At 66.8% G+C, this 21,989-nt stretch carries 22 protein-coding genes and 1 pseudogene; 3 read left to right on the plus strand and 20 right to left on the minus strand.

Translation table 11 applies throughout. The features are described from left to right. From pal to ybgC, 6 genes are all read right to left on the minus strand, one after another. Positions 1 to 531, minus strand: a complete 531-nt coding sequence (pal, locus tag ACXAD2_RS28005) for a peptidoglycan-associated lipoprotein Pal (protein WP_066107637.1) — start codon at positions 529 to 531, stop codon at positions 1 to 3. 168 nt (positions 532 to 699) lie between these two features. After that, positions 700 to 2,034, minus strand: coding sequence for a Tol-Pal system beta propeller repeat protein TolB (tolB, locus tag ACXAD2_RS28010; RefSeq protein WP_475178167.1), 1,335 nt, complete (start codon positions 2,032 to 2,034; stop codon positions 700 to 702). A gap of 179 nt (positions 2,035 to 2,213) precedes the next feature. Next, the gene (locus tag ACXAD2_RS28015) at positions 2,214 to 3,452 is read right to left on the minus strand and encodes a cell envelope biogenesis protein TolA (RefSeq protein WP_475178172.1); all 1,239 of its coding nucleotides are present in this window, start codon (positions 3,450 to 3,452) and stop codon (positions 2,214 to 2,216) included. A gap of 10 nt (positions 3,453 to 3,462) precedes the next feature. After that, positions 3,463 to 3,954, minus strand: a complete 492-nt coding sequence (gene tolR, locus ACXAD2_RS28020; RefSeq protein ID WP_066107648.1) for a protein TolR — start codon at positions 3,952 to 3,954, stop codon at positions 3,463 to 3,465. Between the two features lie 3 nt (positions 3,955 to 3,957). After that, entirely contained in the window at positions 3,958 to 4,653 is a 696-nt protein-coding gene (tolQ, locus tag ACXAD2_RS28025) for a protein TolQ (protein ID WP_475178175.1), read from the minus strand. A gap of 251 nt (positions 4,654 to 4,904) precedes the next feature. Further along, positions 4,905 to 5,294 carry a tol-pal system-associated acyl-CoA thioesterase gene (ybgC, locus tag ACXAD2_RS28030; RefSeq protein WP_475178177.1) on the minus strand — a complete coding sequence of 130 codons (390 nt, stop codon included), beginning with the start codon at positions 5,292 to 5,294 and terminating at the stop codon, positions 4,905 to 4,907. 102 nt (positions 5,295 to 5,396) lie between these two features. Between ybgC and ACXAD2_RS28035 the strand changes: the two genes are divergently transcribed. Further along, positions 5,397 to 6,584 (plus strand): APC family permease, encoded by a 1,188-nt coding sequence (locus ACXAD2_RS28035; RefSeq protein ID WP_475178181.1) that lies wholly within the window; start codon positions 5,397 to 5,399, stop codon positions 6,582 to 6,584. A gap of 63 nt (positions 6,585 to 6,647) precedes the next feature. On the opposite strand, the gene ACXAD2_RS28040 is transcribed toward ACXAD2_RS28035, so the two are convergent. The 8 genes and pseudogenes from ACXAD2_RS28040 to ACXAD2_RS28075 all read right to left on the minus strand — a co-directional run bounded on the left by ACXAD2_RS28040 (position 6,648) and on the right by ACXAD2_RS28075 (position 13,719). After that, complete coding sequence (locus tag ACXAD2_RS28040) at positions 6,648 to 7,904, minus strand: MFS transporter (RefSeq protein ID WP_475178184.1); 1,257 nt, start codon at positions 7,902 to 7,904, stop codon at positions 6,648 to 6,650. An 11-nt stretch (positions 7,905 to 7,915) separates the two neighbouring features. Next, entirely contained in the window at positions 7,916 to 8,272 is a 357-nt protein-coding gene (locus tag ACXAD2_RS28045; protein ID WP_368667723.1) for a glutaredoxin domain-containing protein, read from the minus strand. Positions 8,273 to 8,374: 102 nt separating this feature from the next. Further along, positions 8,375 to 9,412, minus strand: a pseudogene (gene cysK / locus ACXAD2_RS28050) (cysteine synthase A); the annotation flags it as partial. Between the two features lie 37 nt (positions 9,413 to 9,449). Beyond that, a complete protein-coding gene (locus ACXAD2_RS28055; protein ID WP_475178187.1) occupies positions 9,450 to 9,605 on the minus strand; it encodes a hypothetical protein in 156 nt (51 codons plus the stop codon). A gap of 92 nt (positions 9,606 to 9,697) precedes the next feature. Further along, complete coding sequence (locus tag ACXAD2_RS28060) at positions 9,698 to 10,396, minus strand: response regulator (protein ID WP_066105029.1); 699 nt, start codon at positions 10,394 to 10,396, stop codon at positions 9,698 to 9,700. Further along, a complete protein-coding gene (locus tag ACXAD2_RS28065; RefSeq protein ID WP_475178192.1) occupies positions 10,393 to 12,303 on the minus strand; it encodes a hybrid sensor histidine kinase/response regulator in 1,911 nt (636 codons plus the stop codon). Before ACXAD2_RS28065 ends, ACXAD2_RS28060 begins: the two co-directional genes overlap by 4 nt. 2 nt (positions 12,304 to 12,305) lie before the next feature. Then, a complete protein-coding gene (locus ACXAD2_RS28070; protein WP_475178195.1) occupies positions 12,306 to 13,358 on the minus strand; it encodes an adenylate/guanylate cyclase domain-containing protein in 1,053 nt (350 codons plus the stop codon). 4 nt (positions 13,359 to 13,362) lie between these two features. Next, entirely contained in the window at positions 13,363 to 13,719 is a 357-nt protein-coding gene (locus tag ACXAD2_RS28075) for a group I truncated hemoglobin (RefSeq protein ID WP_475178199.1), read from the minus strand. Positions 13,720 to 13,968: 249 nt separating this feature from the next. Between ACXAD2_RS28075 and ACXAD2_RS28080 the strand changes: the two genes are divergently transcribed. Next, a complete protein-coding gene (locus tag ACXAD2_RS28080; RefSeq protein WP_475178203.1) occupies positions 13,969 to 14,868 on the plus strand; it encodes a DMT family transporter in 900 nt (299 codons plus the stop codon). Between the two features lie 20 nt (positions 14,869 to 14,888). Here ACXAD2_RS28080 and ACXAD2_RS28085 read toward each other — a convergent pair whose 3' ends face one another. Genes ACXAD2_RS28085 through ACXAD2_RS28110 form a run of 6 tightly spaced genes read right to left on the minus strand, consistent with a single transcriptional unit; the run spans position 14,889 to position 20,171 of the window. Continuing rightward, positions 14,889 to 15,821, minus strand: a complete 933-nt coding sequence (locus ACXAD2_RS28085; protein ID WP_475178208.1) for an isoaspartyl peptidase/L-asparaginase family protein — start codon at positions 15,819 to 15,821, stop codon at positions 14,889 to 14,891. Continuing rightward, entirely contained in the window at positions 15,818 to 16,717 is a 900-nt protein-coding gene (locus tag ACXAD2_RS28090) for a polysaccharide deacetylase family protein (RefSeq protein ID WP_224906833.1), read from the minus strand. Before ACXAD2_RS28090 ends, ACXAD2_RS28085 begins: the two co-directional genes overlap by 4 nt. Next, entirely contained in the window at positions 16,714 to 17,466 is a 753-nt protein-coding gene (locus ACXAD2_RS28095) for an SDR family NAD(P)-dependent oxidoreductase (protein ID WP_475178215.1), read from the minus strand. Before ACXAD2_RS28095 ends, ACXAD2_RS28090 begins: the two co-directional genes overlap by 4 nt. Next, positions 17,457 to 18,476, minus strand: coding sequence for a ketopantoate reductase family protein (locus tag ACXAD2_RS28100; RefSeq protein ID WP_475178220.1), 1,020 nt, complete (start codon positions 18,474 to 18,476; stop codon positions 17,457 to 17,459). Before ACXAD2_RS28100 ends, ACXAD2_RS28095 begins: the two co-directional genes overlap by 10 nt. Continuing rightward, positions 18,473 to 19,174 carry a creatininase family protein gene (locus ACXAD2_RS28105; RefSeq protein ID WP_475178225.1) on the minus strand — a complete coding sequence of 234 codons (702 nt, stop codon included), beginning with the start codon at positions 19,172 to 19,174 and terminating at the stop codon, positions 18,473 to 18,475. Before ACXAD2_RS28105 ends, ACXAD2_RS28100 begins: the two co-directional genes overlap by 4 nt. Position 19,175: 1 nt before the next feature. Continuing rightward, positions 19,176 to 20,171 (minus strand): GntR family transcriptional regulator, encoded by a 996-nt coding sequence (locus ACXAD2_RS28110; RefSeq protein ID WP_475178228.1) that lies wholly within the window; start codon positions 20,169 to 20,171, stop codon positions 19,176 to 19,178. A 169-nt stretch (positions 20,172 to 20,340) separates the two neighbouring features. Between ACXAD2_RS28110 and ACXAD2_RS28115 the strand changes: the two genes are divergently transcribed. After that, positions 20,341 to 21,912 (plus strand): ABC transporter substrate-binding protein, encoded by a 1,572-nt coding sequence (locus ACXAD2_RS28115; protein WP_475178229.1) that lies wholly within the window; start codon positions 20,341 to 20,343, stop codon positions 21,910 to 21,912. The last annotated feature ends 77 nt before the right edge of the window (positions 21,913 to 21,989 follow it).

Genomic DNA, 21,989 nt, shown 5'->3' on the forward strand with positions numbered 1-21,989 from the left:
TCAGCTCGTCATGCCCATGGAGATCACCGTCACCGCGCGGCGGTTCTTGGCGTAGCAGGCTTCTTCCGAACAAATCTCGACCGGACGCTCCTTGCCGTAGGAAATCTGGCGCAGGCGGGTCGGAGCCACACCCTTGGAGATCAGATATTCCATCACCGCGTTGGCCCGGCGCGCACCAAGCGCGATGTTATACTCGCGGGTGCCCTGCTCGTCTGCGTGGCCTTCGATCACCGCGAGGTAATCGGAGTTGGTCATCAGCCACTGCGCCTGCGCGTCGAGCGTGGCCTGCGCCTGTGCCGAAAGCGTCGACTGGTCGACGGCGAAGAGCACGCGGTCGCCGATCGCCTGATTGAAGTAGGCCGAGGAGGTCGGGTCGTTCGCCGAGCCCGGCACCATGCCGCCATTGGCGCCCGCGCCATAACCCGCGCCGGCACCGGCGCCATAGGCGCCTTCGTTGAAACGGTCGGGGTTGGTGCAGGCAGCAAGGCCGAGACCGGCCACCAGCATCAGAACCTTCGGAAGATATGTCATTGGATCACTGTCCTGCTCGTGTGTTTGCCGCAAGGCTATCACAGCGCGAAAGCCTTGGGAACGTGGCGTCTCTGGGCGCGGATAACCCTTTTGAGAGAATTGTTTCCGGCGCATCGGGACGCAAAGCGAAGGGCGCGCTCCGGCGGAGCGCACCCATTTGTCCTGCCGTTACTGCAGCGGCCCCCAGCTCGGGTCCGAAGCCCCGTCGGGCGTGCGCACCCGCTTGAGGTTCCGCCCCGAGATGTCGACGGTGTAGAGCGAGCTTGCGCCCTGCGCGCCCTGCGTCTCGCGGGCGAACATCAGCACGCGGCCATTCGGCGCCCAAGTTGGGCCCTCGTCGAGGAAGGAGGCCGTGAGCAGCCGCTCTTCCGAGCCGTCCGTGCGCATCACCCCGATGTGGAAGCGCCCGGCGTTCTGCTTGGTGAACGCGATAAGGTCACCACGCGGCGACCAGACCGGCGTGCCATAGCGGCCCTGACCAAAGCTGATGCGGGTCGGCTCGCCGCCGCTCACCGGCATGACATAGAGCTGCTGGCTGCCCGAGCGGTCGCTTTCGAAGACGATCTTGCTGCCATCGGGCGAGAAGCTGGCGCCGGTCTCGATCGAGGGCGCGGTGGTCAGCTGCCGGGTCTGGCCGGAATTGATGTCCATCGCGTAGATGTCGGTGTTGGAGCCGCGGGTCATCGAATAGAGCAGCTGCGAGCCATCGGGCGAGAAGCGCGGCGCAAAGCTCATCACCCCGTCCGAGGTCGGCAGGATGCGGCTTTGCACAGAGCCCACGTCGAGCACATGGATGCGCGGCTCGCCGGTCTCATAGCTGGTGTAGAGCACCCGGTCGCCATTCGGCGAGAACCGCGGCGCGATGACGATCGAGCGGCTGTCGGTCAGATACTGCACGTTGGCGCCGTCGTAATCCATCACCGCAAGGCGCTTGGCGCGCTCATCCTTCGGCCCGCTCTCCGAGACATAGACCACGCGACTGTCGAAATAGCCGCTCTCGCCGGTGATGCGCGAATAGACCTGATCGGCGACCTTATGCGCCAGCCGCCGCCAGCCATCGGTGGTGGCCGAGAACTGCATGCCGTCGCCAAGTTCGGTGCCCGCAAAGACATCCCAAGCGCGGAACTTCACGGTGAGCCGGCCTGCCCCGTCAGAGCTGACGGCGCCGGTGATCAGCGCCTGCGCGTTGATCGCCTTCCAGTCCGAAAATTGCACCGGGCTGGAGAAATTCGACACGCGGCTGATATGTGCATCGCGCGGAATTTCGCGGAAGAGGCCGGTGCCGCTGAGGTCTTCGGCGATCACCCGGCTGATCTGCTGCGCATACTCCGCCGCGTTGCCGCCCTCGGCGACGAAGTCGGGCACCGCATAGGGCAGCGGTTCGATCACGCCCTCGGTGATCTCGATGCGCAAAGGGCCATCCTGCGCCAGCGCCGGTGCCGCCACGCCCACCGCCGTCCCGGCGGTGCCGAGGGCAAGGATCAGGGCCAGAATTCTTGTCATGCTCGTAGTCTCCTTCCCGGTCGCCGTGCCGCGCCGCGGATTGCCTGCCAGTTTGCCTGCTTTTGGTCGTCCTCGGGGCGAACATAGCGCGGGACGCCGCCCCGGACAAAGAGCCGTGTCATGCGGCCCAAGTCGGCCCGTATGCTGACCTGCATGCAGGCGCTTGCCGAAATGCCCCATCACCGCTGCCTCATCTGCTCGGGATTGAAGGTCATTTCGATGGTCTTCCACTGGTCGTATTTGTCGGCAGGCAGCGAATAGCCGTCCCCCTGACAGCGCAGAATGGCGCGCCGTGCATTCTGGAACGCGGTCTCTGCCGCAGAGGCATCGCCGCCCGACGAGCCCAGCATCTTCAGGCTCGACGAGACCACGCGGCCCGAGGCGTCCATATCCATACCGACGGTCACGGTCACATTCGCCGCCTGACTGCCGACATCCACGACCCAGCATTTCTGTACCGCCACACGCAGCGAGTCGCGCTCGCCCTGCGTCAGCGGCGGCCCCGAAGGACCACTCTGCTGCGCCGCGCCGCCACCGCCGCCGGCAAGCGCCTGCGCGATGGCATCGGCCACGGCATCCTCCGCGCTGTCCTGCGCGGGCGGCGTTTCCTTCGGCGGCTCGGGCTTGCGCTCGGCGGTTTCGGTGCGCGGCTGCTCTGCCGGTGTCTCCGGTTTGGGTGCGGGCTCCGGTTCTGGCTGCGGCTCGGGGCGCTGCGCGAGATTGGTCGGACGGGTCAGCGGGCGGCGCGAGGCGTCGGGCGCGAGCACCGGCGCATCGGGCACCGGCTCTGCCGCCGCGGCGGGCTCCTCGGCCTCGGTGACGATCTCGGTCGCGGTTTCCTCGGGCGCGGTCGCCTCCTGCTCTTCCTCGGCCATCTGCGGTGCCTCGGCATCGGGCTCGGCGGCCTGCTGTACCTCTTCGGCCACCTGCGTGTCGGGCTCGGGCGGGGCGACGGGTTCGGGCGCCACGCGCGGCGCCGGACGCGGCACCGGACGGTCGGCCACCTCGGGCGCAAGCACCGGCGGCGGCGCCACGGCCTCGGGCGTCGGCGGCGAGATCGGCTCGGCAGGATCGGGCGGGGTCACCTGCGCAGGCGGTGCCATCGGCTCGGGGGTGGTTTCCGGTGCCGGTTCGGGCGCAGGTTGCGGCGGCTCGGGGCTTGGCGCGGGTTCCGGCTCGGCGGGCGCGGGGGCCGGCTCGGGCTCGGGTTCCGGAGCCGGCGCGGGCGGGGCATCGACCTCCTGCGCGGTCTCCGGCGATTGCGCGGCACGGGTCATCGCGGCGAACTCGGCTTCCGAGATCACCGTCACCGCCGAGGTCTCGACCTGCGGCGGATCGGGGCGGAACACATTGCCGAAGATCGCCCAGAGGATCACGGCGAGGTGCAGACCGCCCGAAATATAGAGGCTCTTGCGCAAGGGCGCTCCCTCAGTTGCCAGACAGTCCGGCCGCGCCATCGAGCGCCGGGCCGCCGGTGTCGGTGACCAGACCGATCGACGAGAACCCGCCACGGTTCAGCGCGCCCATCACCTTGGCCACGGTGTCATAGGGCACCGAGCCATCGGCGCGCAGGAAGATGCGGTCGTCACTGCGTTCCTCGGCGATGGCCCGCAGGCGCGGGGTCAGCTCGTCCATCGCCACCTCGGTGGTCTGGATCATCACCATGCCATCGGCGGCGATGGTGACGGTGAGCGGCTCCTCGGCCTCGTTCGGCAGCGCGGTCGCGGCGGTTTTCGGCAGTTCCACGGGCACGCCCACGGTGAGCAGCGGGGCCGCGACCATGAAGATGATCAGCAGCACCAGCATCACGTCCACCATCGGCGTGACGTTGATCTCGGCCATGGGCTGGCCGCCGCCACCAGAGCGGCGCCGTCTGCGGCGACCGCCGCCGCCTCCCTTTTTCATCACGCCTCCGGCCATGGCTCAGGCGTCCAGCTGGCGCGACAGGATGGTGGAGAACTCGTCGGCAAACGCCTCATAGCCCGCGATCACGCGGTCCGAGTTTGCCGAGAGCTTGTTGTAGAAGATCACCGCCGGGATGGCCGCGACGAGGCCGAGCGCCGTGGCAAAGAGCGCCTCGGCGATCCCCGGAGCCACGACCACCAGCGAGGTGTCCTGCTGCGCGGCGATCTCGATGAAGGCATGCATGATGCCCCAGACCGTGCCGAAAAGACCGACGAAGGGCGCCGCCGAGGCGACCGTGGCCAGCACCGGCAGACCGCGTTGCAGCGCCTCGGCCTCTTTCTGGATCGCCACATCCATCGAGCGGTCGATGCGCGCGCTGGCGTTGGCGATCATGCCGCCGTCGCCGCGATGCGAACGGCGCCATTCGGTCATGCCCGCGGCAAAGACCCGCTGCGCGCGGCCGCGCGGCTCGGGGCCGATCTGGTCAAACAGCTCGTCCAGCGGCTCGCCGGACCAGAAGGCGCGGTCGAAGACGGCGGCTTCGCGGCGGGCGCGGCGATAGGCGACGAGTTTCTCGAAGATGATCGCCCAAGCCCAGACCGAAGCGAGGATCAGCATCAGCATCACCAGCTTGACGGTCAGTGTGGCGCGGGCAAAGAGCCCCCACATGGAGAAATCGATCTCCTGCGCGAGCGCGAGGGTATTTGCGTCCATAAGCCTGCTCTTCCTCATGGGCTATGAAATGGCCTCTGTGCCGAGGCTCTGATTACCGGTCTACATAGCCGATTTGCAGCGCCGACACCAACACAATGGCGTCATTTTGGTGTCAGGGCAGCGTATATCCCGCAGGAAATCGCCGATTTCCGTAGCGGCATGCAGGGCGTTTCGGGGGCGCTGCCCCCGCTTGGCCTGCGGCCAATTCACCCCCGGCGTATTTTTAAAGAGAAGAAGGACCGGCGGCGCGCTCAATGCACCTGCTGGCGGATCGCGGCGGGCAGGCGTGCGGGCTGGCCTTCGGCGGTGATCGCCACCAGCGTCACCTCGGCGCGGAACAGCGGCTTGCCTGCGCGCTGCACCTCTTGCAACAGTCCCAGCCGCACGCCGGAGACCGATTTCACCTCGGTGCGCACGATGAGATCTTCATCGAAATGCGCCGGAGAGAGATAATCGGCCTCGAGCCGGCGCACCACGAAGACGATGCCCTCGGCCTCGCGCAGCGCGTTCTGGTCGATGCCGCGCGCACGCACCCAATCCGAGCGGGCGCGTTCGATGTATTTGAGGTAGTTGGCGTGGTAGACGATCCCCGCCATGTCGGTGTCTTCATAGTAGACACGCACCGGAAATTCATGGGCCATGCGCCACTCCTACAGCTTGCGGCGCGACCCTAGTGCGGCTGCGACATCGCCGCAAGCCGTGTCGCATTTCCTTTGCCGCCGCATGGGATTAGCGTGCACGGCATGATGACGATCGCAATTCTCGGCGCGGCGCTCTGCACGGCGCTTCTGCTGCTCTGGCCACGGCTTTCGCGCGCGCCGCTCTGGCGCGCCACGATCACCCCTTTGGCCTCGATCATCGGCAGCGGATTTCTGGTGCTGGGCCCGATCCTCGAGAGCGCCTATGGCATCTGGGCCCCGGCGGTGATGGCGGCGCTCTGCCTTGGCGCGTGGCTTTTTGGTGCCGCCGTCCGGACCAATATCGCGCGCCGCGCAAAGGGACCGCGCAGCGCCGCCGAGGAGCGTCTGGAAACCCTCGCCTCCTGGGCGCTGGCCTTCGCCTATGTGATCTCGGTGGCCTATTACCTCAACCTCTTCGGCGCGTTCGGCACCCGGCTGACACCCTGGAACGACCCGCTGCACGCCAAGCTGTTGACCAGCGCGATGCTGCTGATCGTGCTGGCGGTGGGCTGGACCCGGGGCTTCGGCGCGCTGGAGCGGATGGAGCAGATCGCCGTGGGGCTGAAGCTGGCGATCATCGCCGGGCTTCTGGCCGGGCTGGTTCTTTACTTCGCGGGCAAATTCGAGGAGGGCGCGCTGCTGTCCAATCCGCCGGGCGTCTCGGGCTGGGCCGCGCTGAGCCTTGGCTTCGGCCTCATCGTCACGGTGCAGGGCTTTGAGACCACGCGCTATCTGGGAGCGGAATACACCGCCCCCACCCGCATCCGCGCGATGAAGCTGGCGCAGGCGCTCTCGGCGACGATCTACATGGCCTACATCGGGCTTATCGCCTATGTCTTCCCGCCCGGCACCGGCGATCAGAGCGAGACGGCGATCATCGGGCTGATGGGGCTGGTGGCGCCGATCCTGCCGCTGATGCTGACCGCAGCGGCGCTGGCGGCACAGTTCAGCGCCGCCGTGGCCGACACCGGCGGCGCGGGCGGGCTGGTCGAGGAGCTGACCCGGCGCCGCATCCGGGTGCGCAGCGCCTATGCGCTGCTGGTGGCGCTTGGGCTCGTGCTGACCTGGACGCTGGATGTCTTTGAGATCATCGCCTTCGCCAGCCGCGCTTTTGCGCTTTATTACGCGCTGCAAAGCGGTATCGCCGCGCTGGCGGCGCGGGCCGAGGCGCGGCGCGGCACAGCGCTGGCCTTCGAGGCGCTGGCGCTGCTGGGACTGGTGATCGCGGTCTTCGGCGCTCCGGTGGAGTGAGGCGAGGCGCATCTGCGCCCCGGCCTGCCAACCTGGGCCACCCAGGGCAACTGGCGCGCAGGCTCAGCGGGCAATCTCGCCCGCCCCGTCCCATGCCGCCTTTGCAGGGTCATCCGCAGGGCTGCGGACGACCAGCCAGCCCAGCACGGTGAGCAGCGCGAGGTTGAGACCCCCGGCCAGCGCCGCGACGCCGAAGGTAAGCCCGTAGCCGCCGGTCATGTCGAAGAAGAGACCGCCGAGCCAGCCGCCGAGCCCATGCCCGCCCCATGCGAAGGCGATGATGATCCCGCCCGCCCCGGCGCGGCGGTCTGCGGGGATCAGTGCGCGGATGGTGGTCAGCACCCCGGTCATCACCCCGGCATAGCCAAAGCCGTAGACCGGCGCGAAGAGGTAGAAGAGCGAGATGTCGTCGATCTGGGTGAAGAGATAGACGAAGGCGGTCTGCCATGCGCTCGCCGCCATATAGGCCGGCAGCGCGCCGATCATATCGGCCAGCTTGCCGAAGGCCACGCGCCCGGCGATGGCAGCGATCATCATCACCAGCACCACGCTGCCCGCCTCCGAACCGCTGGCACCGCAAAGCTCTACGAGCGGTCCGAGGTGCATCAGCGGCACCGACATCAGCCCACAGCAGAAGATCACGCCGAGGCTCATCAGCAGAACCACCGCCGGGGTCGGCACATTGGGCACCCGCTGCGCCGGAGCCGCCGCGCCCGCCGCCTGCGCATCCGGGGCGCGGGTCAGCAGGGCCAGCGGCACCAGCAGCACGAGGGTGAAGAGGCCGATGGCGATGAAGGCGCCGCGCCAGCCGAAGCTCTCGATCAGCAGCGCATTGGCAAGTGGGATGCCGCCCTGCCCCATGGCCTGCCCCGCCGAGACGATGCCGATGGCCAGCCCCGCGCCGGTGCTGAACCAGCGCCCGACGAGAGCAAAGAGCGGCGCGAAGAGCGCCCCGCCGCCAAGCGCTCCGGCCACGAAAAAGAGCGCGTAGAGCTGCCAGAGCGACGACGCGAAGCCTGCCGCGGTGACGCAGGCACCGGTGACCAGCGCGCCGGTGAGAATGACCTTACGGGTCTCGATCCGGTCGGCCAGCCAGCCCATGCCGATCCCGCCAAGCGCGAGGCCGATCAGCCCCGCCGAGTTGATCAGCGCGATGTCGGCCCGGCTCCAACCCATGGCCGTCTCGAGCGGGGAGAAAAACGCCGAAAGCCCGTTCACCAGCTGTCCCAGCGCCACCGCCAGCAGCAGGGAGGCGGCGATCACGATGACCCAGCGATAGCGGTCAGGCGCCGCTTGGGGCGCCTTCGATGCCTGTTCCATTCCCCTGCTCCTTACGCCGCCGACGGCTTGCGGGGATGCAGCCAGCCGGGCAGGAAATCATAGGCATTGCCGATGCCTTCGGTGCCGATCTCGCGGCCATGCTGCGCCAGAAGCTCCTGAAGAGCGCCGCTGTTGAACGCGTCAAAGGTTTCGGTCGCGCCGCCAAGGTGCTGCCCGCCGACAAAGATCTGCGGGATGGTCACCGCGCCGGTCTTTTCGGCAAGCGCCTTGCGCAGCGCCCCGCCCCGATCGCCTTCGCGGTAGGCCGCGCCGTCGAGATCGACCGAAGTGTAGGAGATCCCGGCGGCGGCGAAAAGCTTGCGCACGGACCAGCAGAACTCGCACCATTCCAGCGCGAAAAAGACCACCGGCTCCTCGGGATCGGAAAGCAGCGCCTGAAGCTCGGCGCGCGCCTCGGGAGAGGCCTCTGCCGGGGCGGCCTGCGGCGCAGGCGCGGCACTGGCGTCAAAGCGGAAGCGTGGGGTCGAGGCGGCGATGGCCATCTCCTCGGCGTTCATCACCTCCTCGATGGCCCCGAAAAGCGGGGTCGAGAGGTAGCGCTCGCCGGTGTCCGGCAGCATAGCGAGGATACGCGCCCCGCGCGGCGCGCTGCGGGCAATGTCGAGCGCGGCGGCAAAGGTGGCCCCGGCGGAGGTGCCGCAGAGGATGCCCTCAAAGCGGGCCAAGTATTGCGCGCATTTCATCGCATCCGCCCCGGCCACCGGGCGGATCTCGTCGATCCATCCGGCTACGAGCACGTCATTGGCCAGCTTCGGGATGAAATCCGGCGTCCAGCCCTGCATCAGATGCGGACGAAAGGCGGGATGACTGGCGGCGGGCGAGCCGTCCTCGTTAAAGGGCTGCACCACCCCCGAAGACAGCAGCGCGGAATTGTCCGGCTCCGAGGCGATGATCTTCGTGGTCGGGCTGCGCTCTTTGAGTTTGCGCGCCACGCCCTTCATCGTGCCGCCGGTGCCGAAACCCGACACCCAATAGTCGAGCGGCGCATCGTCGAAAGTGGCGAGGATTTCCTCGGCGGTGGTGCGCGAATGCATGTCGGGGCCCGCCTCATTCTCGAACTGTCGGGCAAGGAACCAGCCATGCTCCTCGGCCAGTTCGCGCGCCTTGGCGATCATTCCCGAGCCTTTCTCGGACGCAGGGGTCAGCACCACTTTGGCCCCCAGAAAACGCATCAGTTTGCGGCGCTCGATGCTGAAGCTTTCGGCCATGGTCACCACCAGCGGATAGCCCTTGGCGGCGCAGACCATGGCGAGCCCGATGCCGGTGTTGCCCGAGGTCGCCTCGATCACCGTCTGGCCGGGCTTCAGCGAGCCATCGCGCTCGGCCGCTTCGATGATCCCCAGCGCCAGCCGGTCCTTGACCGAACTCATGGGGTTGAAGGCCTCGAGCTTGACGTAAAGCTCGACGCCCTCGGGCGCGAGGCGGTTGATGCGCACGATCGGAGTGTTGCCGATGGTTTCGAGAATGGAGGGGAATGCCTTGGTCATCAGGAAAGTCCTTGTGTTCAGAATGTGTGTGCAGAGGTCAGAAAAGCGGAAGAACGCAATGAACGAAGACGCCGCCGGCGAGCGCGAAGGCCACTGTGCCGAGCAGCCTGCGCCCGCCACGCGCCTTCAGCGCGGCGGGTGGGATGGAGGGATGCGGGCGGATGTCAGCGATAGTCTGCGGTGTCAGGTTCATGGCGCGATCCTTTCGTTTGGATGATGCAGCCAGTCTCGCCGTTCCGCGTTTCGCGCCCATGTCCCCACATGCAGGCGCGTGTTTCAAAGGTTTCAGCCCGGATCGTAGATATAGCCGATGCCGCGTACGGTGCGGATCACCTCGGGCTTGGCGGGGTTCACCTCGATCTTCTTGCGGATGCGCGAGATGCGGATGTCGATCGAGCGGTCGAAGGGGTCCCATGCCCGGTCATGCGCCCCTTCGAGGATCTGGTCGCGGTTCAGCACGCGCCCCCGGTTGCGCGCGAAAAGCTTCAGCAGGTTGAATTCCATCGCCGTCAGCGGCATCTCGGCGCCGTCTTCGTCAAAGAGCTTGGCGGCCTCGAGGTCGAGCCACGCCTTGCCAAAGCGGAAGCGGCTGCGCTCTTGCGGGGCCTCGGCGGGCGCGCTGAGCCGCCGCCGCAGCACCGCCCGGATGCGCGAGACCAACTCGCGCAGATCCACCGGCTTTGCGAGATAATCGTCCGCGCCCATCTCCAGCCCCACCACCCGGTCAATCACATCGCCCGCAGCGGTCAGCATGATCACCATCGGCGCTTCGGGCCCCTGCAGGCTGCGCAGCACGGAAAGCCCGTCCTCGCCGGGCATATTGATGTCGAGCAGGATGAGATCGGGCCGCGCCCCCGCAAGGCTGGTGCGCAGGTCGTCGGCGCCCCCGGCGAGCGTGGTGCGAAACCCATGTTTGCCAAGATACTCGGCAAGCATTTCGCGCAGGTCCCGTTCGTCGTCGCATATGAGGATGTGATCGCTCATCCTCCGCCCCCTTCAAGCATGGCGCGGGCCAGCCGTCGCAACTCGTCAGGAGCGATGGGCTTTTCGAGGAAGGGCCGCCCCGCGCCGTCGAGAAAGCCGCGGGCCTGCGGGCTCATCGTGTCGCCGGTGACAAAGCCCATGCGGCGCGCCTGTCCGGGACGGTCGCGCATCAGCCGCTCGTAGAACCCTCGCCCGCCAAGACCGGGCATATTGAGATCGCTCAGGATCAGCGCGAACTCGCGCGTCTCAAGCTTTTCCAGCGCGGCTTCGGCGGTGCCCGCCACCTCCACGTCGAAACCATCGCGTAGCAATATCTCGCGGATGAGGTCAGAGACGTCGGGCTCGTCATCGACCACAAGCACCGCGCCGCGCGCCTCGGCGGGCGCGGCGCGCGGGCCCTCGCCCGCTCCGGCGCTCTCGGCCTCGGTGGACGGCAGCCGCACGACCAGCGTCGCCCCCTGCCCGCCCTCGACGAGCCTGATCTGCCCGGCGTGGGCCGTGGCGATCCGGTGACAAAGCGCCAGCCCGATCCCGGTGCCTGACCCCACCGGCTTGGTTGTGAAAAGCGGATCAAAGATGCGGCTGCGGATGTCCTTGGGGATGCCCGGCCCATTGTCGGCCACGCGCAGTTCGACCATCTGCGCCCCCGGATCATGGCTCAGCGTCACGCGGATCAGATCGCCGATCCCGCTTTCCTCAATCGCCTGATCGGCGTTGGTCACGAGGTTGATCACCAGTTGCGAGACCTGATGCGCATCGCCGCGCACCTTGGGCAGATCCGGCGCGATCTCGACCTCGACCCGCGTCGCAAGACCGTCGGCACCGTTGCGCAGCGCGTCGACCGCCATCTGCGCCGTCTCGGCCATATCCATCGGCACCAGCCGCGCGGGCTGCTGACGGGCCATGGCGAGGAAGGATTTCACGATGCGTGCGCAGCGCTCGGCGGCCTCGGAAATCTTCTCGACCCGGCGCCGCACGTCGTCCGAGATATCCTCGTCGCGCAGCATCAGCGCGTGGCCGACGACCACCGAAAGCGGATTGTTCAGCTCATGGGCCACGCCAGCAAGCAGCTCACCCAGCGCCGACATCTTTTCGGCCTGAAAGATCTGTTCACGCTGCTCGGCAAGGCGGCGGCGCAGATCCACCTCCTTTGAGACATCGACGGTGGAGGACACCAGCACATCCTCGCCGCGGTATTGGATCAGCCGTGCGGAGACGAGGCTGGGAAAGCGCGTGCCGCTGGCGCGGACGCCGGTCACCGGCATGTCGTCCACCCGCCCATCGGGCAGCACGGCGGTGATGAAATCGGCCCGTTCGGCGCGCGAGGCGAAATGCGCATGGGTGTGCGGGGCGTTGCCCAGAAGCTCGGTCGCGGCGGGCGAGCGATAGATCACCTCGCCGTCGCCGACGCGCGACATGATGATATTGGCCGGGCAGTTCTCGAGCACCTTGCGCACCAGTTGATCGGCGGCGCGCTCGGCCTCTTCGAAGGCGTGATGCTCGGTGACATCCGTCTGCACCAGAACGAAGCCGCCCGCAGCGGTGCTGCGCAGCAGCAGTTCGAACACCCGGTCGCCGCTTTCGATTTCCAGCGGCGTGACCATCCAGTCGCCGCCCGCAAGCCGCGCCTCCATGAAGCTGAGCCGCTCGGCGTCCTCGGCAGTGAGCCCGCCGCGCGCCGCCCATTCGCGCAGCAAAAGCGCCCAGTCCAGCCCCGGCTCCAGCAGCCCCGAGAGCGCCGGGTTCATCTCGTGAAAGCCCGAGTTGAAGCGCAGGAGCACGGCGTTTTCGTCGAAGATCGCGAGCCCCTCGGACAGCGCGTCGATCACCTCTTCGAGCATGTCCGAAGGCTGCCGGTCCGGGCCTGCGCCCGCCTCCGGCATCGAGGGATCGAAACGCACCGCCATGATCAGCCGCCCTGCGCCGCGCGCATCTGTTCGGCCTCTATGCGGAACACCGGCTCTTCGATCTCATCCGAGAGCGCCAGCCGCCCCACCTCCGAGGCGGTGAACTGGTCATCGAGGCTCTGCGTCGCGGCCCCATTGCCGGTGATGGTCATCGGCTCGGCCATGTAGCGCAGGCGGCTGGCGTAGATCACCGCCGGGCCGAAGACGTCGTAGATGTATTTCTGCACCCCCACCACAGAGCCCACCACCGGCCCCGAAGCGATGCCGACGCGGCAACTCCACTGGATCGGATGGCTGGCGTTGCGCTGGTGCAGATAGCGCATGAACCGGATCGCCGCATTGGCCGCCGCCTGCGCGTGGTCCTCGGTGGGATCGGGCATGCCCGCGACACCAATGTAGAGATCGCCCACCGCACGGATCCGGGCACAGCCGAACTGCTCTCCGATCCGGTCGAAGGCGGTGTAGATGTCGTTGAGTTCCGACACGATCACCGCAGGCTCATGGGCCGTGACCATCTCGGCAAAGCCGATGAAGTCGATACAGACCACCGAAACCGGATCATAAAGCCGGGGCGTGACGATGCCGAAGGTCTTGTATTCCTCATAGACCGAGCGCGGCATCATGTTGAGCAGCAGCTTCTCGACCTGCTCCTTCTCGCGCTTGATCTCGCGGGTGTTGCGCTCGACCATCACCGAGTAGCTGTCGATCATCAACTCCAGCTCTTTGATGCGCGAGATGTTCTGGCACACCAGCACCACGATCGGCTCTTCCTCGTCGAGCGCACGATTGAAATCCATCGCCACGGTCATCGTGCGGCGGCGCACGCGAAAGGTGGTCTCGGTGGCGTGTCGGCCCTCGGCGTTTAACGCCGCGCGCAATGTGTCGGTGTCGAAGTCCTGAAAGTTGTCGAGCAGATTGCTTCCGATCTCCATCTCGCCAAACCAGCCACGGAAGGTGTCGTTGCAAAAGCGCAGCCGCAGCGTCTCGAGATCGAGCAGCGCCACCCCGACCCCGATGGCCCTGAGCAGCTGTTCGTTGATCGCGGCGATGGTCATGGGCCTACTCCGTCACCAGTCCGCGCCGCGCCTCGAAGGCGCCAAGGATGATCTCCTGATCCTCGGGGGCGACGCCGTGGTCGGCGAGCGTGGCGCGCAGCAGCCCCTGCAGTTTGTCGAAATGGACCTGCTGGATGTCGAGATGCCTGTGCATCCGGCGGATTTGCTCGTCGGTGTAGGAGGCCGGGCCGCCCATCAGCGACGACACGAATTTGGTCTGGTGGTCGACGATACGCGCCATGTCGATCTCATCAAAGAACGGGCCGACGTCGTCATCGTCGAGAAGCCGGTCGTAGAGGTCGAGGACGATCTTGCTGACGACGGAAAAGCCGCCATACTTTTCGAAAAGGGATTTCTCCATCGCCACCTCCCCCGGGGCAAAGCCCCTCACGGCGTGAAAATTCTCTGTTCTGAAATCTCCTATAAACATGCGGGATCTTGCACCTCTGTGGCAAGGATTTCATCCGGGGGCGGATATTCAGCCTTGCGGGCAAAGGTTTCCGGCATGTGTCGCGGCCCAGCGGCTTGTGTTTCGATTGTTTCAATCGAAGCCGCCTGCGCTGGCGTTGCGTCCGGTTCTGGGCGCAGATACTGCTGCGCCATGACTACCATGGCCGACGCGCGTATCACCTTTTTCGCTTCTGCAATCGTACTGGCCACCGGTGCCTTCTGGGGCTTCTACTGGCTGCCGGTCCGCGCGCTTAGCGACATGGGACTGCCCGGCGCTTGGGGGACCGCCGCGATCACCGTAGCGGCGGTGATCGTGCTGCTGCCGCTCGCGGTCGCGCGACGGGGTGCTCTGCGCCGCGCGGGTCCGGTGGCGCTGGCGTCGGTCGCGCTCTGCGGGGCCGCCTTCGCGCTCTATTCGGTGGCCTTTGTCTACGGGCGCGTGGCGATCATCATCTTGCTCTATTTCCTCACGCCGGTCTGGAGCACGCTGATCGGGCGCTACGTGATGGGCTGGCACACCCCGCGCATGCGCATCGTTGCGATCCTCGTAGGGCTGGCCGGGCTTACGGTGATGCTCAGCGCCGACGGAACGGCACCGATCCCGCGCAGCATCGGCGAATGGATGGCGCTGCTGGCCGGGCTGCTGTGGTCGATCGCGACCACCGGCATCCGCTCGAAATCCGATCTGGCGCCGGGAGAGTCTGCCTTCGTCTTCGCCGCCGGAGCGATGATCTGCGCTTTTGTGCTGGCACCGGTTCTGGAGCCGCTGCCTGCCGCTGAGGGGCTCTCGCTCGCGCCCCTTCTCGGGGTGGCCGCCGCGAGTGGTGCGATCTGGTGGGCGCTGTCGGTCGCGGCGTTGATGTGGGCCACGGTGCGGCTGGAACCGGCGCGGGTGGGCATTCTGCTGATGTCGGAAGTGCTCGTCGGCGCGGTCTCGGCAGCGGCGCTAGCCGGAGAGCATCTGGCCGCGCTGGAACTGCTGGGCGGCGGGCTGGTGCTGATCGCCGGTGTGCTGGAGGTCTGGCCGGTCCGGCAGAGCCGGGCCAGCCATTCTGTTTGAGCGGGTCGCGGGTCCGGGGTTCAGGCGTCGCGGTAGATCGCGACCTGCGGCGCTTCGCCTTCGCGCACCGAGCCGCGGTACATGCCCTCGCAATTGAACGGCATCGAGATCGACCCGTCGTGGGCGATGGCGATCACCCCGCCAGAGCCGTCGTGATCATGCAGGTCCTTCATCACCACATGCTGCGCCGCCTCGTCGAGCGACTGGCCAAGAAAGCGCATCCGCGCGGCGATCTCGCTGCCAGCGGTATAGCGGATGAAGACCTCGCCATGGCCGGTGCCCGACACGGCGCAGGTGGCGTTCTCGGCGAAGGTCCCGGCCCCCGGCAGCGGCGTGTCCCCCACCCGTCCCGGCAGTTTCGCGGTCATGCCACCGGTCGAGGTGGCGGCGGCGAGATTGCCCGCCCGGTCCCGCGCCACGGCACCGACAGTGCCGTGGCGGCGGGCGGGATCATCGCTTTCCTGCCCTTTGCGGCGCATCTCCATCGTCTCCTGCAGCGCGTCCCAGCGCGCCTGCGTGAAAAAATAGTCGCGCTCTTCAAAGGGCAGCCCGGCATCGCGGGCGATCTGCAGCGCCATAGGGCCGATCAGCAGCACATGCGGGGTTGTCTCCATCACCGCGCGCGCCACGCGCACCGGGTTGCGCGGGCCGAAGATGCCGGCCACTGCCCCAGCGCTGCGGTCGCGCCCGTCCATGACGCAGGCGTCCATCTCCTGCGCGCCCTCGGTGGGGAAGACCGCGCCGCGCCCGGCGTTGAACAGCGGCTCATCCTCCAGCGCGCAGACGGCGGCGGTCACCGCGTCCATCGCGGTGCCGTCCTGGCGCAGCACGTCTTCGCCAGCGGCCACGGCGCGCGCCAGACCGGCCTTATAGGCCGCTTCCTTCTCGGCGGTCATCTGCGTGCGCAGGATGGTTCCGGCGCCCCCATGAATGGCAAGCGAATAGGTGCTCATGACGTTCCTTTCAGCCCGGCCTGCTCGGCGCAGTAGCGGGCGATCTCGGCATGCGGGGCGATCCAGCAATCGCCCTTGGCGGTGATGTGCTCGAGCAATTGCTCGAGAATGAAAATGCGCGAGCGGTAGCCGGTGACATGCGGATGCATGGTCAGCAGGAACAGCCCGCCCTCGGCATAAGCCCCATCGAACTCGCGGCGGAAAATGTCGAGCACGTCGGTCGGCGGCGTATAGGGCCGGTGCGGGCCGAAGCGGTTCATCATGAAGTAGACCGCGTCGTCACGGATCCATTCCACTGGCAGTTCCACAATACCGGTCGGCTCGCCGTCGTCGAGGATCTCGAAGGGATCGTCATCGTTGAACAGCGAGCTGTCATAGAGCAGCCCCATCTCACGGGCGATCTTCAGCGTCACTGCGGAGTAGTCCCATGAGGGCGTGCGCATCCCCACCGGGCGCGTGCCGGTGATCTGCTCGAGCGTGTCGGCAGAGCGCAGCATGAGATCGCGCTCGGCGTCCGGCGGGACCAGCGTGTTGCGCTCGTGGATCCAGCCGTGCAGGCCGATCTCATGGCCTTCCTGCGCCAGCATGCGCTGCTCTTCGGGATGCAGCAGCGCCGCCACCGCGGGCACGAAGAAACTGGCCTTCACGTCGAAGCGGTCGAGCACCTTCTTGATCCGCGGGATGCCGCGACGGGTGCCGTATTCGCCCCATCCGAGCCGGGCGATGGAGGTGCCGCCATCGCGCAATTCGTTGGTTTCATGGTCGCTGTCAAAGCTCAGCGCCACGGCGCAGCGCGCGCCGCCCGGCCAGCGCTCCGGCAACAGGCTGCGCCCGGCGCGCACCTGCTCGACCATGCCGCGCCACTGCGCTTCTTCCCATTCATACGGCTCGCTCATGCGTGACCTCCGTCCACGGACAGCACCTGTCCGCTGATCCATTCCGCCGCGTCCGAGGCCAGAAAGGCCACCGCGCTGGCGATGTCGTCCGGGCGCCCAAGGCGCCGGGTGTGAATTGCGTTCAGCACGGTCTTCTGGCGCTCTTGGCCAAACGCCTCCCACTGTTTCTCGGTCGAAGGGTTGGAGAGCACGAAGCCCGGCGCCACCGAATTGACGGTGATCCCCTGCGGCCCCAGTTCCAGCGCCAGTTGCCGGGTCAGCCCGACCAGCGCGTGTTTCGCCGAGGCATAGGCCTGAATGCCGGTGAGGCTGGGGCGCAGCCCCGCGCCCGACGAGATGGTGATGATCCGCCCGCTGCCGCGCGCCCGCATCCCCGGCACAACCGCCTGTGCGCACCACATGGCCGCGTCGACATTGGCGCCAAAGATCGCGTGCCAATCCTCTTCGCCGATCTCGTCGATGGGGCGACCGACCTGTCCGCGCACCCCGCCCGCAGAGGTAACCAGTACGTCGATCTTTCCATGCTGCGCGAGCACCGCCTCGACGGCGGCGGCGGCACTGTCCCGGCTGCCAAGATCGGCAGCGTGACGGCTGATCCCCTCGGCCTCGAGCGGCGCCATGCCCTCCATGTCGATATCGAGCGCCGCCACGGTCGCGCCCGATGCCGCGAAGCGTCGGGCGATGGCCGCGCCGATGCCCTGCGCCGCGCCAGTGACGGCGACGGTCTTTCCTTCAAAATTCAGGTACATATCGGCAGCATCTCCGTGACCAGTTCCGCCGATTGTGGACGGCGGCCTTCTTCGATGTCGTGGATCAGTTCGACCATGCGGGCGATGGCAGACACGTCGACGCCATGCGCCCGGCCCAGCTCGACCATGATGCCGATCTGCGCATCCACCTCGGTGCGGCGCTTGCGCACCGCCAGATCGCGCCAGACGCCCGAGTGGGTCTTGGCGGTCTTGCGGTTGTGGGCCACCATCTTGTCCATTGAGGCGTCGATCGCCGCACGGTCGGCGCGGCGGAAGGCGTCGGGGTCGAACCCGTTGAAGCCAAGCGGCGTGACCCCCTCGGCGGCGGCCAGCGTCATCACCTCGTGGCCAAGCCGCGCATAGACCTCGCGGTGCTCGGGGCGGGCCATGGCATCGGACATGCTGTCGGGCGTCAGCGCTGTGCAGAAGAGCAGCGATCCATAGCCCATCTTGCCCCAGAGATAGCCCCAGATGTTGTCGGTGAGCACCGCCTCGGGTTCCAGAACCGAAAGCAGCGCGTGCACCTCGCGCGCCCGGTCGGTGATCTGGCCGTCAAGCTCGCCCACGGCCACGGCGGCACGGTTGCCAAAAAGGATGCGCCCCGGCTCCAGCCAGTCGGCGCCGTAATTGACGAAGCAGCCCACGGTGTTCTCGGCCCCGATGCGCGCCGCGATGGTGCGCTCGTTGAGGCCGTTCTGCGCCGAGACCACATAGCCGCCCTCGGCCAAATGCGGGATCAGCATGTCGAGCGCCGCCTCGGTGATATGCGCCTTCACCGCAAGGATGATGCGGCTGTAGCGCCCGATCAGTTCCTGAGGCGTGCTAGCGGGCAGAACCTGCGTGAAGGTCTCGACCGGCCCTTCGATGTGCAAACCGCTGGTGCGCATCGCCTCCACATGCTCGGGCACGATATCGACCATATGCACGGCGTGTCCTGCGCGGGCGAGATAGGCACCGATGATGCCGCCGATGGCCCCCGCCCCCCAGATCAGGATCGGATCATCGCTCATGCCCAATCCCCTTCGAGCAGCGCGCGGGTCTCGGCCACGGCGGTGGCCCAAAGGCGGTCCGTGTCGGCCTCGGGTTTCTGGTAGACGCCGCCATAGTTGCCGTCACCGATCAGCTCGCGCACGCCAGCGGCGTTGCGGTCGCGCAGGCGCTCGAAGGGCACGAAGGGCTTTTGCTCGGTGGGCAACTCACGCCCCGGCAGGCGCGTCCACGGGAAGTTCTCCATCCAGCTGGCATGGCTGGCGACCGGGTCGATCTCTTGCACGCAGGCCCATGTCTTGGGCGCGCGCCACCAGTCGTGGAACCGGCAGCGGGCACCGGGGTTGGCCTCCATCCACTCCATGGTGACCGGCTGGACGGGGCTGTTGCCGCCATGGCCGTTGACGATCAGGATCCGGCGGAAGCCGGTGGCGTAGAGGCTGTCGAGGATATCGCGCAACAGCGCCGCATAGGTCGACAGCTTCAGCGTCACGCTGCCCGGAAAGGCCATAAAGTAAGGCGTCAGCCCATAGGCCACCGCGGGAAACACCGGCACGCCCAGAGGCTCGGCGGCATCGGCCCCCACCTTTTCGGAGAGGATCGAGTTGACCGACAGGCTCAGATAGGCGTGCTGCTCGGTGCTGCCCAGCGGCAGCACGCAGCGGTCGTCCGTCTCGAGGTATTTCTCGACCTCGAACCAGTTGCTTTCGGAAATCTTCAAGTCACGCTTCCTTCTGTGTGCCCAGACGCAGACGGACGGCCTCGATAGCTGGGAGGAGCTCGGCCTTCACGGATTGATTGTCTGGGGTATGTCGATACTCGAATGCGGTCTGGCCCGGCGCCAGATCGGCCTGCACGTATTCCGCCCCGGTGGCGAAAACGAGCACACTGGCCTCGGCGATCAGCGCCTCGGCTCCGGGCTCGCCGCGCACCGCCATGGAGACATCGGCCACATGCGGCGCAAAGCGCCGGATGCCCGCCTTCATGATGGTGACGAACTCGGGGAAATAGGAATAGCCGACCACGCGGGCGTCAGAGGGCAGCGAGGCCAGCGCGACCCGCGTCGCCTCGTCGGGGATCAGCGTCAGCCCGCAAACCTCGGCCTGCGGAAACAGGTCTCTGGCGGCGCTGAGCAGCGTGCGCGGCGCAAGCACTACGTCGATGCCCTGCGGCAGCGCCGCGCGCACCTCAGACAGCACCGCAACGCTCATCTCATCGCCATCGCGCAGCTTTGGGCGCAGCGCGGCGGCATAAGCCTCGGTCGCATCGTGGAAATTGCCCAGCATCAGCAGGCGCAGCGGGCGGCGGGACCGGCCTTGTGCCGAGGCGACCCGCGTGGCGATGTCAGCGGCGCTGAAACCGCATTGCCGCGCCACCGCGAGCAACTCGCAGATCAGATTGTCGAGCTTGCGCAGATGCGCGGCATTGCCCACCGACGCGCCGGGCGCGACGAAGGTGCCAGAGCCCACCCTGCCCTCGATATGACCCGCGTCCTGCAGCGCGGCATAGACGGTGCTGACGGTGACCGGCGATATGCCCAACCGCGCCGCCATGACCCGCACAGAGGGCAATCGCGCCCCGGCGGGCAGCTCGCCCGAGGCAATTCCAAACTCCAGCGCGCCGCGCAACTGGACGGAGACTGATACCGAAGATGCCCGGTCGATCGCCTCCGCGAGCCGCTCTAGGGACCGATCGAGCTGTGCCTGTTTTTCACTCATTTCGTGACAATGCATTAGAACACTTAACCTGCCAAGTGTTATATGTTTGCCCGCCTAAAATTGAAGCGCGGCGCAAATCTCGCGGATTTTCGTTACAACATTTTCTTGACCGTATCAGAATCCGCCGACAGTGTGACATCACAAGATAACACAACAGGGAATTCACATTATGACGAGAGCGACCCTAAAGTCCGCCGTCGCAGCGCTTGCGCTGCTGGCCGCCGCGCCGATGGCCATGGCCGAAGATCTGGTGATCGGCCTGCGCGCCGGTCCGGATTCCATTGACCCGCATTGGTCGACGCTTGGCAGTCAGGCCGAAGCGCTGCGCCACATCTACGACACGCTGGTCGACGTGGATGACAACCTGCAGCTTAAGCCCGGCCTCGCCCTCTCGTGGGAAGCCGTCGACGACACCACTTGGGATTTCAAACTGCGCGAAGGCGTGAAATTCCACGATGGCACCGACTTCACCGCCGAGGACGTGAAATTCTCGATCGAGCGCATCCCCGAGGTCACCGGCCCGATGTCGATGACGCTCTACACCAAATACGTCGACAGCGTTGAGGTCATCGACGACTACACGCTGCGCATCCACACCAAGGGCATCGCGCCTGCCCTGCCGAACGACTTCACCCGCCTCTTCGTCGTGCCGTCTGAAACCGGCATGGAAGCGCGCAACGAAGAGTTCAACTCGGGCGCCAAGGCGATCGGCACCGGCCCCTACAAATTCGTCTCATGGCAGCCCAAGGGCGATCTCGTGCTCGAGAAGTTCGACGGCTACTGGGCCGAAACCCCGATCTGGGAGAAGGTCATCCGCAAAGAGATCCCCGACGATGCCGCCCGCGTCGCGGCGCTGCGCTCGGGTGAGGTGGACCTGATCAACTACGTGCCCGCGTCGGACTATCTGGCGATGAAGAACGACTCCGATCTCGAGACCTTCATTTCCGACTCGGTCTACATTCTCAACGTGCAACCCTCGGTCGTTGACGAAGAGCCGCAGCCGATCACGATCAACGGCGAGCCGGTCGACGGCAACCCGCTGCAGGATGTGCGCGTGCGCAAGGCCCTCGATCTGGCGATCAACCGCGACGTTCTGGTCAACGTCGTGCTCGAAGGTCTCGGCACCCCCGCCAACCAGCTGATGCCCGAAGGGTTCTTTGGCTACACCGACGAGCTTGGCGCGCGTGAGTATGACATCGAGCAAGCCAAGGCCCTGTTGGAAGAGGCCGGCTATCCCGAAGGCTTCGAGATCGATTTCACCTGCACCAATAATCGCGTGCCCGGCGACGCCGTGGTCTGTGAGGCGCTGGCGCAAATGTGGTCGCGCCTTGGTCTGACGGTGAACGCGCAGGCGCTCAACGGCACGGTCTTCTTCCCCGCCGCCGCGCGCAAGGAATACACGATGGCCATGTCCGCATGGGGCACGCTGACCGGCGAGGCCGCCTATACCTATGGCGCGCTGACCCACACCCCGGACGAAGAGAAGGGCTTCGGCAACTTCAACCGCACCGGCTATTCCAACCCCGAGTTCGACAAAGTGTTCGATGAGGGCGCGCAGACGCTCGACCCCGAAGAGCGCCGCAAGCTCTATGAGCAGGCGTCTTACATCGCGATGGAAGACCGGGCGCTGATCCCGACGGTGATCCTGCAGACGGTCTGGGCCGCTGACAAAGACACGCTGAGCTTCGCGCCGCGCGTCGATCAGGAAACCCGCGCCTATGAGATCACACCGGTCGAGTGATCCCCTTTCGGGTGCTCCTCGGGGCACCCTGATTACCCTCACGCGCGCGGCGGCCTTGGGCGGCCGCGCGTCTCATC

Source organism: Salipiger sp. ABN3_019, assembly GCF_056158605.1.

Bases quoted from the DNA above. Each gene is read 5' to 3' on its own strand.
- pal (WP_066107637.1), bottom strand. From the start codon at position 531: ATGACATATCTTCCGAAGGTTCTGATGCTGGTGGCCGGTCTCGGCCTT.
- tolB (WP_475178167.1), bottom strand. From the start codon at position 2,034: ATGACAAGAATTCTGGCCCTGATCCTTGCCCTCGGCACCGCCGGGACG.
- tolR (WP_066107648.1), bottom strand. From the start codon at position 3,954: ATGGCCGGAGGCGTGATGAAAAAGGGAGGCGGCGGCGGTCGCCGCAGA.
- tolQ (WP_475178175.1), bottom strand. From the start codon at position 4,653: ATGGACGCAAATACCCTCGCGCTCGCGCAGGAGATCGATTTCTCCATG.
- ybgC (WP_475178177.1), bottom strand. From the start codon at position 5,294: ATGGCCCATGAATTTCCGGTGCGTGTCTACTATGAAGACACCGACATG.
- ACXAD2_RS28035 (WP_475178181.1), top strand. From the start codon at position 5,397: ATGATGACGATCGCAATTCTCGGCGCGGCGCTCTGCACGGCGCTTCTG.
- ACXAD2_RS28040 (WP_475178184.1), bottom strand. From the start codon at position 7,904: ATGGAACAGGCATCGAAGGCGCCCCAAGCGGCGCCTGACCGCTATCGC.
- ACXAD2_RS28055 (WP_475178187.1), bottom strand. From the start codon at position 9,605: ATGAACCTGACACCGCAGACTATCGCTGACATCCGCCCGCATCCCTCC.
- ACXAD2_RS28060 (WP_066105029.1), bottom strand. From the start codon at position 10,396: ATGAGCGATCACATCCTCATATGCGACGACGAACGGGACCTGCGCGAA.
- ACXAD2_RS28065 (WP_475178192.1), bottom strand. From the start codon at position 12,303: ATGGCGGTGCGTTTCGATCCCTCGATGCCGGAGGCGGGCGCAGGCCCG.
- ACXAD2_RS28070 (WP_475178195.1), bottom strand. From the start codon at position 13,358: ATGACCATCGCCGCGATCAACGAACAGCTGCTCAGGGCCATCGGGGTC.
- ACXAD2_RS28075 (WP_475178199.1), bottom strand. From the start codon at position 13,719: ATGGAGAAATCCCTTTTCGAAAAGTATGGCGGCTTTTCCGTCGTCAGC.
- ACXAD2_RS28080 (WP_475178203.1), top strand. From the start codon at position 13,969: ATGGCCGACGCGCGTATCACCTTTTTCGCTTCTGCAATCGTACTGGCC.
- ACXAD2_RS28085 (WP_475178208.1), bottom strand. From the start codon at position 15,821: ATGAGCACCTATTCGCTTGCCATTCATGGGGGCGCCGGAACCATCCTG.
- ACXAD2_RS28090 (WP_224906833.1), bottom strand. From the start codon at position 16,717: ATGAGCGAGCCGTATGAATGGGAAGAAGCGCAGTGGCGCGGCATGGTC.
- ACXAD2_RS28095 (WP_475178215.1), bottom strand. From the start codon at position 17,466: ATGTACCTGAATTTTGAAGGAAAGACCGTCGCCGTCACTGGCGCGGCG.
- ACXAD2_RS28100 (WP_475178220.1), bottom strand. From the start codon at position 18,476: ATGAGCGATGATCCGATCCTGATCTGGGGGGCGGGGGCCATCGGCGGC.
- ACXAD2_RS28110 (WP_475178228.1), bottom strand. From the start codon at position 20,171: ATGAGTGAAAAACAGGCACAGCTCGATCGGTCCCTAGAGCGGCTCGCG.
- ACXAD2_RS28115 (WP_475178229.1), top strand. From the start codon at position 20,341: ATGACGAGAGCGACCCTAAAGTCCGCCGTCGCAGCGCTTGCGCTGCTG.